This is a genomic window from Burkholderia sp. E168m23 (assembly GCF_016586125.1).
Lineage (GTDB): Bacteria > Pseudomonadota > Gammaproteobacteria > Burkholderiales > Burkholderiaceae > Burkholderia > Burkholderia orbicola.
Genome location: NZ_BCPP01000152.1, coordinates 1 through 9,710 on the forward strand (window position 1 = coordinate 1; position 9,710 = coordinate 9,710).

9 protein-coding genes are annotated in these 9,710 nt (G+C 66.5%); 4 read left to right on the plus strand and 5 right to left on the minus strand.

The window, feature by feature from the left end; translation table 11 throughout:
- Positions 1-575: alpha/beta fold hydrolase (locus JMF90_RS10695; protein WP_201325094.1), on the minus strand; the 575-nt coding region annotated here is incomplete at its 3' end.
- Between the two features lie 386 nt (positions 576-961).
- On the opposite strand from JMF90_RS10695, the gene JMF90_RS10700 reads away from it, so the two are divergent.
- Complete coding sequence (locus tag JMF90_RS10700) at positions 962-2,041, plus strand: MarR family transcriptional regulator (RefSeq protein ID WP_236597967.1); 1,080 nt, start codon at positions 962-964, stop codon at positions 2,039-2,041.
- Entirely contained in the window at positions 2,038-2,883 is an 846-nt protein-coding gene (locus JMF90_RS10705; RefSeq protein WP_011694865.1) for a GSU2403 family nucleotidyltransferase fold protein, read from the plus strand. The genes JMF90_RS10700 and JMF90_RS10705 overlap by 4 nt, the downstream gene beginning before the upstream one ends.
- Positions 2,884-2,905: 22 nt before the next feature.
- On the opposite strand, the gene JMF90_RS10710 is transcribed toward JMF90_RS10705, so the two are convergent.
- From JMF90_RS10710 to JMF90_RS10725, 4 genes are all read right to left on the minus strand, one after another.
- Positions 2,906-3,235, minus strand: coding sequence for a DUF3579 domain-containing protein (locus JMF90_RS10710; RefSeq protein ID WP_011546858.1), 330 nt, complete (start codon positions 3,233-3,235; stop codon positions 2,906-2,908).
- Between the two features lie 25 nt (positions 3,236-3,260).
- Positions 3,261-4,622, minus strand: a complete 1,362-nt coding sequence (locus JMF90_RS10715) for a sigma-54 dependent transcriptional regulator (RefSeq protein WP_201317191.1) — start codon at positions 4,620-4,622, stop codon at positions 3,261-3,263.
- Positions 4,612-6,516 carry an ATP-binding protein gene (locus JMF90_RS10720; RefSeq protein ID WP_077177820.1) on the minus strand — a complete coding sequence of 635 codons (1,905 nt, stop codon included), beginning with the start codon at positions 6,514-6,516 and terminating at the stop codon, positions 4,612-4,614. The genes JMF90_RS10715 and JMF90_RS10720 overlap by 11 nt, the downstream gene beginning before the upstream one ends.
- 149 nt (positions 6,517-6,665) lie before the next feature.
- Positions 6,666-8,030 (minus strand): 2-hydroxycarboxylate transporter family protein, encoded by a 1,365-nt coding sequence (locus tag JMF90_RS10725; protein WP_012339349.1) that lies wholly within the window; start codon positions 8,028-8,030, stop codon positions 6,666-6,668.
- 434 nt (positions 8,031-8,464) lie between these two features.
- On the opposite strand from JMF90_RS10725, the gene JMF90_RS10730 reads away from it, so the two are divergent.
- Together JMF90_RS10730 and JMF90_RS10735 are read left to right on the plus strand one after the other, a co-directional pair.
- A complete protein-coding gene (locus tag JMF90_RS10730) occupies positions 8,465-9,304 on the plus strand; it encodes a MetQ/NlpA family ABC transporter substrate-binding protein (protein ID WP_077177819.1) in 840 nt (279 codons plus the stop codon).
- A gap of 10 nt (positions 9,305-9,314) precedes the next feature.
- On the plus strand, positions 9,315-9,710 hold a 396-nt coding region (locus tag JMF90_RS10735), incomplete at its 3' end, for an LLM class flavin-dependent oxidoreductase (RefSeq protein WP_201325095.1).

Here is a 9,710-nt window from a genome sequence, read left to right on the forward strand (position 1 = left end):
CGCGCCGTGCTCTTCTTCCATGCGCCGGGCAGGCTCACGGAATCGACGAACATCTCGAGGCCGGCTTCGACGTCGCCTTGATCGATCAGGTTCACGGCCTTCGTGCGCAGCGCGAGGGCGGCGGCCGGCAGCGCGGCTTCGCGCACGCCCGGCTGCTGGAGCGGGCCGCCCGGATCGGCGAGCGTCAGCGACTCGACGAGGTGCGGATGCTGGCGCGCGACGTTGAACGCGACGCTGCCGCCGCGCGAATGGCCGACCAGGTGCACGGGGCCGAGATCGAGCGCGTCGATGAATTCGGCGAGCTCGTCGACGTGGTTCTGCCAGCTGAACTCGTCCTGGATGCCCGCTTCGACGGCCGGCCAGTAGTGGCTGAGGCTCGGCGCGATGCAGCGGTAGTGGGCCGACAGCGCCGCCAGTTGCGGATCCCAGTAGCGGTAGTCGCACAGCGAGCCGTGCACGAACACCATCGGCGCACCGCTGCCCCGCTCGACATACGGCAGGCTGATGCCTGACGAAAGCGTCGCAAATTGCAGGTCGGGGTTCGCGAGCACGGACGGCTCGATTCGCATGTTCATGACTGAAAGACTCAAAGGTGCGTCAACACGACGCAACTATGCATCACGGCGACCTGCAAGGAAAACGCATAATTTTCATCGTCACGATCAATTTTATTGATGGCTCGGCTGGAAACACTTGTCGGGCTGAGGGGACTGACGATTCGCATACGACTCGGCTGCATCCGTGTGGGGTTCCTACATAGAGGATCTCGGTGGCCGAGCATCAACAATGACGGTGTGAAAGCGATGTCGGAGCGAGGGACACTTGCGGCGTGGTCGAGATGGTCATAACATGGCCATGTCATTTAACGCGCCCAAGTGATATCACTTGGCCAAGTGAGTGTGATATGAGATCGCTGCCGAACCCTATGCCGGCGCGCGTTGCGCTTGACGCTTTCCGGACGTTGTTCGAGAAAGCAGAGGGGTGGCGCGTGGTCGAGGAGATTGCTCAGGATCATGTCGGAGACCTCATCCTGAGCAATGACAAGGGCCAAACGTACGTCGCGAACCTCAAGACGTTCAACGAGGGGCGTGCTGATCGCGTTACCGCGCTCTTTGCTCAGGCGCTCCTCGAGGCACGTGCATACGCGAAACGGCAGAAGATGCGGCCCGCGATTCTGATTTGGGTCGGCAGTGCTCCGCCGTCGCTCATCCAGCGATTGGCCGATTTTCACGCTGAGTTCGCCGACCGTGAGCCCTTCGCCGTACTCTCGGCCGACGGAACGCGATATGTCCGGTTTCCGGGGCTGGATATTTCCGAGCATCCGGGGCAGTCGACTCGCTCCTACAGCCGTAGTCGCAGTGTCCAGCCGGGGCTGGCATTCTCGGATCTGAACCAGTGGATGCTCAAGCTCCTGCTCGCGATCGATATCAAGAGAGAGAACCTTATCGGTGCGGAGGGCCGGCGATACACCACGGCCACCGACCTCGCGCGTGCCGCCGATGTCTCGGTAATGACGGCGACGCGACTGATCCATGCGCTCAAACAGGAGGGTTTCATCGAGACGAAGCCGTTCCTGAAGGTCGTGCAACGGCGAAAACTCGCTCAACGCTGGAAGGCTGAATACCTGAGGCAGGCAGCGGCGGTGCCGATGAAGTTTCTTGTGCCGGCCGCGCCGGACGTCCAGTTGCGCAAGGTGCTCAAGAATGAGGGCGGCACGCTCGGCCTTTTTGCCGCGGCCGATGCACTCGGTGTCGGCCATGTCAGCGGCGTCCCGCCAACGGTCTGGGTCCCTAGCCTGATGGAAGCCGAAAACTGGCGACCACTGCGTCGGGCCAAAGAGGGCGAGCGCCCCGATCTCGTCTTGCAACAGCCTGGCTTTCCCCAATCACTGGGGCGGGGTGTTGTCTACCGCGATGGTTTGCCGGTCACGGACATCATCCAGACCTGGCTCGACGTTTCCGCTCACCCGGCGCGCGGGGCGGAGCAGGCGGCTGAACTGGAGCACGGCGTGCTCGTGAACGTGACTGGAGAAGGTGCGTGAGCGAATTGGCCGATTTCAGCAATCTCGCGATGACGTTGGCGCCGTGGCGAGCCAGGATCGTTTTCATCGGAGGCTGGGCTTTTCGGCTCTATTCGTATGAGCCGCGTGCCTGGAAGCCCGACCACAAGCCGATCTTCACGCAGGATGCCGACGTCGCGTACGCAGAACGCGAGGTACTCGAAGGAGATATCAAGAAGGCGCTCGAAAGCGCGGGTTTCAAGGAGGAACCGAATTTCGCCGGCGGGTTCAAACCGCCGGCGATGCGTTACACCCTCGGCAAGCAAGCCAACGGGTTTTACGCAGAATTTCTTACGCCGCTGACAGGTAGCCTCTTGCGGCGCAACAAGGTCACGAGGCGGATGGAGCAAGACGCAACGGAGGCGAATGCCGGCGTTGTTTCACAGAAGCTGCGCCATCTGGAGATACTGCTGCACGAACCTTGGCTCGTGACGATTCCCGCCGAGGAGTCAGGGTGTGGCGATGCACTGGTCGACCTACGTATCCCCAATCCGGTGAGCTTCATGGTCCAGAAGCTGCTGATTCGTGACGACAGGATTCCGGAAAAGCGCGCTCAGGATGTGCTTTACATCCACGATGCGATGCTCCTTTTTGGCGGCGCGATCGAGGACGAGCTTGTCCCGGTCTGGAAGCGCCTCGAACCCACGTTGTCGGATGCTCAGCGCAGGTCCCTCGATGCGGGCGTCGGCGCATTTTTCGCTGAAGTGAACGACACCATTCGTGCAGCGGCGGACATTCCGCGGCCCGACCGGCAGATCGAGCCCGAGGATTTACTCAGGCTGTGCAAGAACGGTTTCGAAGCGCTGTTCGGCGAAGTGCCCTAGGGCGCCGGCCGCAGCCCACGCGTCAGCGCACCGTCAACGCGGGCACGCCCTGGAGCTCGACCGGCAGATCATTGTCGGCCGCGAACTGCATCGCGAACTCGAACGCATCGGCGCACACGGCGCGCAATTCGTCGGACACGAACAGGCATTTGACGCCGCCGTCGACGACCGGCATCGCGAGCCGCGACAGCGCGCACGGATAGCCGGGCCGCCGCTCGCCGACGAACAGCGTGATGACGCCCGCGAGGCGCTCGGGCCAGTCGCTCGGGCGGAAGGTTTTCTGCGCGCGCGTGACGCCGCGGATCAAATGGCCGGCGATGCGGCCGTGGTCGGTGATGTCGATGCGATCCATGCTGGGGTGCGTGTCCTCGTGCGCGTCATTCGCCGCCGTCGGCCGCCGCGTCGCCGCGCGCGGGAATCCGCAGGTTGCGCAGCTTGTGATAGAGCGTTTTCTTCGGCATGCCGAGCGCCTCGCTCGCGTCCGCGACGTTGCCGTTGTGACGCCGCAGCATGTCCTCGATCAGCATCCGCTCGAAATACGCGAGCTGTTCCGCGAGCGTGCTGCCGGCCGTCGGTGCGCCGCCGGACGACAGCAGGCTGTCGCCGGTCAGCCCGAGCACGAAGCGGTCGGCCACGTTCTGCAGTTCGCGCACGTTGCCGGGCCACGCGTGCATCATCAGTTCGGACACCTGCGCGGCGGTGACGACCGGCGCCGGCTGCCCGAAGCGCCGCGCGGCCGCGAGCACGAAATGCTCGAACAGCAGCGGCACGTCCTCGCGCCGTTCGCGCAGCGGCGGCAACTCGATCTGCGCGACGTTGAGGCGATACAGCAGATCCGCGCGAAAGCGCCCGTCGGCGGCGAGTTCGGCGAGATCGGCCTTCGATGCGGCCACCACGCGGCAGTCGACCGGAATCAGGTCGTTCGCGCCGAGCCGCTCGACCACGCGCTCCTGCAGCACGCGCAGCATCTTGATCTGCAGCGCGATCGGCATCGTCTCGATCTCGTCGAGGAACAGCGTGCCGCCGTCCGCCCATTCGATCTTGCCGATGCGCTTCTTGATCGCACCGGTGAACGCGCCGGCCTCATGCCCGAACAGCTCGCTCTCGAACACCTGCTCGGGCAGGCCGCCGCAGTTCAGCGCGACGAAATGCGCGTCGCGCCGACCGCCGAAGTCGTGCAGGCTGCGCGCGATCAGTTCCTTGCCGGTGCCCGTCTCGCCGGTGATCAGCACCGACACCGACGTATCGGCGAGGCGCAGGATCTTCTTGCGCACGTCGGCCATCGCGGGCGACTTGCCGAGCACGAACGCCTCGATGCCCTGCCAGTTGTTCAGCGCCGCGCGCAGCCCCTGCACCTCGAGCGTCAGGCGGCGCTTCTCCACCGCGCGCGCGACGCGGCCGGCGATCAGGTCCGACGAGAACGGTTTCTCGATGAAGTCGTACGCGCCGACCTGCATCGCGCCGACGGCCGTCGAGATGTCCGCGTGGCCGCTGATTAGTACGACCGGGATCTGCGCATCGATGGCCATCACGCGGTCGAGCAACTGCAGCCCGTCGATGCCCGGCATCCGCACGTCCGACACGATCACCACCGGCGCGCCGGGCGCGACGTGGGCGAGCGCGTCGGCGGCCGCCGCGAACGCGTCGACCGGGAACCCGGCGAGCGCGACGGCCTGCTCGACGCCGATCCGGACGTTTTCATCGTCCTCTACGACCAGCACCCGAATCTCATCTTCCATGCTCTGTCCTCTGTTGCGGCGTCGCCGCCGCGAATTCGATGGTGAACTGCGCGCCGCCTTCGTCGCGGTTCGTCGCGGTGATCCTCGCGCCGAACGCCTCGACGATGCGCGACGTGATCGCGAGGCCGAGCCCGAGGCCCTGGCCGCGCGGCTTGGTCGTGACGAACGGCTCGAACAGGTGCGGCAGCACGTCGGGCGCGATGCCGGCGCCGCTGTCGGCCACCGTCAGGCGCACGCGGCCGGCGTTGGTCGCATCGTCCGCATCGCCGGTTTCGGCCGCCTCGATGACGATACGGCGCACCGGTGCGTCGTGCACCGCGTCGAGCGCGTTGCCGAGCAGGTTCACGATCACCTGCTGCAACTGGCTCGATTCGGCCGAGACCGTCGTGCCGGGTGCGATGTTCACGTCGAGCCGCACGCCTTCGTCGCGAATCCGCGCATCGTAGATCAGCCGCGCATGCGCGACGGCCTCGTTCAGCGACACCGCGACGCGCTCGACGTCGGGCTTGCGCGCGAAGGTCTTCAACTCGCCGGTGAGCACGGCCATGCCGTCGACCAGCTTGCCGACTCGTTCGAGGTTCGCGAGCGCCGGCGCCGGCTGGCCGCGCTCGAAGAAGGTGCGCGCGTTGTCGCACAGCGTGCGGATCGCGACGAGCGGCTGGTTCAGTTCGTGCGTGAGGCCGGCGGCCATCTGCCCGAGCACCGCGAGCTTGCCTGCGTGCACGACTTCCTGCTGCGACGCGCGCAGCCGCTGCTCGGTGCGTTCGCGTTCGTCGATCTCGCGCTGCATCCGCTCGTTCGCGGCCGTCAGCGCGGCCGTGCGCTGCGCGACGGTCAGTTCGAGCCGGTCGTTCGCGCGGCGCAGCGCGTCCTGCGCGCTCAGCCGCGCGAGGATCGCCCGGCGGCGCTGGATCGCATAGCCGGCCAGCAGCGCGGCGATCAGGAACGCGCCGGTGACGAACACGAACGCCGTCTGCTGCTGGCGCCGCGCGCCCGCAATGTCGAGCAGCACCATCAGCGAATCGCCGGCTTGCGGCGCGGGGCGCGACATCACGAGATAGCGCGTGGTGCGGCCGGCGTGGCGCGGATCGGGGAAGGTGCCGAACCACGCGGCCGAGCTGCGGTCGCCGATGTGGCGGTAGGGCAGCGCGTCGACGGTGCGGCCCGCGTACTGGCGCGACGCCTGGATGTCGCGCTGTTGCTGCGCGGTGATCGGGCGCAGCGCGGTGAATTTCCATGCGGGTTCGGTCGAGATCACGACCACGCCGTTGCTGTCGACGACCAGCGCGGCGACGCCCGGCGCGCGCCATGCCGATTCGAGCGGGTCGACGCTGATCTTCACGGCGGCCACGCCGATCGGCACGCCGTCGCTGCGCACCGCGCTCGCGAAGTAGACGCCGGGCACGCCGGTGTTGGTGCCGATGCCGAAGAAGCGGCCGCTGCCGCGCGCGAGCGCGTCCTTGAAGTACGGCCGGTACGACACGTTGGTGCCGACGAAGCTGATCGTCTCGTTCCAGTTGCTCGCGGCGATCACGTCGCCTTGCAGATCGATCACGTCGACCGCGCCGCTGCCCGCGTCGCGGTTCACGGCTTCGAGGTAGGTGTTCACCGCATGCACGAGCTCGGGCGCATCGTTCGGCGCGGCTTTCAGCATCGCGCGCACGCCGTCCTGCCGCGCGACGAGGCCGGGCAGGATCTCGAAGCGGCCGAGCTCGCTTTTCAGGCTCGACGCATACAGGTCGAGCCGGTGCGCGCCGGCCTCCTCGAGCGCGTCGATCGCGCGTTCCCACGCGAAATCGACGGCCGCGCCGGCCACGCCGACATACAGCACCGCGGCCGAGGCCCAGCCCCACCACGGGATTCCCTTGAAGCTCTTCTGCACGTTCGCCCTCATCGAAGCCCGCAACGTCGGCCGTTCGCAACCGTCGGCCGCCGCCGGCCGGTTGCCCCCGCCGGTCGCCCGCAACGACGCGCGCCGCGCACCGGCAGAGCCGGCGGCGGCGCGTCTGAAGCGGCCGGCGCGACGGTGCGCGCGGCCGCGCGTTATCCGAAGTGCGCGACCAGGATCAGCGTCACCGTGACGACGATCGCGCCGCCGATGCGGGTGGCGATCTGCGCGAACGGCATCAGCTGCATCCGGTTCGCGGCGGTCAGGATCGCGACGTCGCCGGTGCCGCCTTGCCCGCTGTGGCAGGCGTTCACGATTGCGGTGTCGATAGGGTACATCTTCAGCAGGCGTCCGACCACGAAACCGGTGCCCATCAGCGTCGCGACGGTCGACACGATCGTGACCACGTTGACGATCGTGAACGCGGCGGTCAGCTTGTCCCACGGCGTCATCGCGACACCGATCGCGAACAGCAGCGGATACGTGACGGCGGTCGAGAAGAACTTGTAGACGACGAACGCGCCTTCCTGCAGCGGCGGCGACACCGCACGCGCGAGCTTCACCAGCACCGCGAGGAACAGCATCGCGACCGGCGCGGGCAGGCCGAACAGCTTGTGCGCCATCAGGCCGACGAGGTACAGCGTGATCGCGGTGATGCCGGCGCCCGCGATGTGCGTGACGTCGACGTGACCGCGGATCTCTTCGTTCTCCGGCATCATGTCGCCGCTTTCGCCGACCTGCAGGCGGCCATTGCCGGTCAGGTGCGGCAGGCGCTTGCCGAGCATGTCGAGCGCGCCCGACAGGATGATCGCGGTCAGGCTGCCGAGCATCACCGGCGGGAGCACCATCGCGAACATCTCGCCCTGCGGCAGGTGCATCAGTTCCGAATAGCCGATCGACAGCGGAATCGCGCCTTCGCCGACGCCGCCCGCCATGATCGGCACGACGATGTACAGCAGCGTGTGGCGTGCGCCGAGGCCGAGCGCGGTGCCGACCGCCGTGCCGACGATCGCCGCGGCGACCGAGCCGGCCGCGAGCGGAATGAAGATCTTCACGAAGCCCTGGATCAGCACGCGGCGATCCATGCTCAGGATGCTGCCGACGATGATCGACGCGATGAACAGGTACAGGAAGTTGGTCGACTTCGTGAATTCGACCGTCAGGTTCAGCACCGGCTTCGGCAGCACGTGGTAGTACGTGAGCGCCGACGGCACGAAGGTCGCGAAGATCGCGGCCGCGCCGATGTTGCGCAAGAGCGGCAGGCGCTTGCCGAGTTCGGCGCAGGTGAAGCCGAAGAACGCGAGCACGGCGATCGCCATCGAGATCTCGCCGGGCACCTTGCCCGTCACCGCGAAGCCGACGATCAGCCCGAACAGGATCACGTAGACCGGCAGCGGGATGATGCCGATGCGGATTTCCATCAGCTTCCACCAGCCTTCCGGCCAGAAGCGTTCGCGCGTGGCGGGGCCGGCTTCGGCAATCGGCTCGGGATGGGACGGGGTATGGATAGAGGTCTGCAAGACGTGTCTCCTGATGTTTGGAATGCCTGCATCGCTTCGCGGCATCGTGTGCCGTCTATTACGCAACCCCCATGCCAGAATGCCGACGCGCCGGAATATTTTTAATCCGTTGATTCATAAGGGATTTATTTCGTCTGCGGAAAGGGTTTTTCACGCGAAGTGGCCGAGATTTCGGAATCGGCGCGGCGGGCAGGCCGAGATTTCGGCCTGACGGCGGCCCGGGCGCCAGGTCATGCCCGGCGGCCGCCGTCCCGCCCGCCATATCGCCGCGCGCGATTTTCTTCGCACAATCGCTTCGTAGACCGCCCTCTCGCCGCTCTCTATCATCGGCTGATCCTTTTCCGATGGGACGACGACCGTCCGGAGAACGCCCGCGCGTTCGCCGCGGCGTCGCTCATCCATCGATACCGTCTTTGGACAGGAGAGTGGTTCCCATGCTGCATCCCGTGTTTTCCGCCCGCTTTTCCGCCGGCCGAGTGGCCCGCCTCGCCCGCCTGCTGACGGCCGCGCTGCTCGGCGTCGCGCTGCTGAACGGCGCGCGCGCCGACACCGCGCCGCTGAAGGTCGGCATCTCGACCAGCCCGCAGATCGAGGCGCTGAAGATCGCCGCGAAGGAGGCGAAGGAGCAGGGCCTCGACGTGAAGATCGTCGAATTCACCGACTGGAATACGCCGAACGCGGCGCTCGCGAACAAGGACATCGACGTCAACTACTTCCAGCACATCCCGTTTCTCGAGAACGCGAAGAAGCAGGGCGGCTACAACTTCATCTCGATCGCGCCCGGCACGATCATGAAGATCGGCCTCTATTCGAAGAAGGTGAAGAGCTTCGCCGAGCTGAAGGACGGCGCGCGCGTCGCGATCGCGAATGATCCGGTGAACGGCGGGCGCGGGCTGTTGCTGCTGCAGCGCGCGGGGCTCATCACGCTGAAGCCGGGCGCCGACTACCGCGCGACCACGCACGACATCGTCGCCAACCCGAAGCACCTGAAGATCATCCCGCTCGAAGCGTCGCAGCTCGCGCGCTCGCTCGACGACGTCGATCTCGCGCAGGGCTACCCGAGCTTCATCAAGCTCGCCGGCACGACCGACCCGAACGGCGCGCTGCTGTTCGACGGCACCGAGAACAAGAACTTCGCGATCCAGTGGGTCGTGCGGCCCGAGAGCGCGAACGATCCGCGCATCCGCAAGTTCATCTCGATCTACCAGCACTCGCCGGCGGTGCGCAAGGCGCTCGACAACGCGTTCGGCTCGCTGTACGCGATCGCGTGGTGACGGAGGCGGCATGACGACGGAGAACCGCAAGAAGATCCTGCTCAACGCGTTCAACATGAACTGCGTCGGGCACATCAACCACGGGCTGTGGACGCATCCGCGCGACCGCTCCGCGCACTACACCGATCTCGATTACTGGGCCGATCTCGCGCGGACGCTCGAGCGCGGCAAGTTCGACGGGATCTTTCTCGCGGACATCGTCGGCGTGTACGACGTGTTCGGCGGCGGCCCGGACGCCGCGCTGCGCGAATCGGTGCAGGTGCCCGTCAACGATCCGCTGCTGCTCGTGCCGGCGATGGCGCAGGTCACGCGGCATCTCGGCTTCGGCGTGACCGCGAACCTGACCTACGAGCCGCCGTACCTGTTCGCGCGCCGCATGTCGACGCTCGATCATCTGACGAAAGGG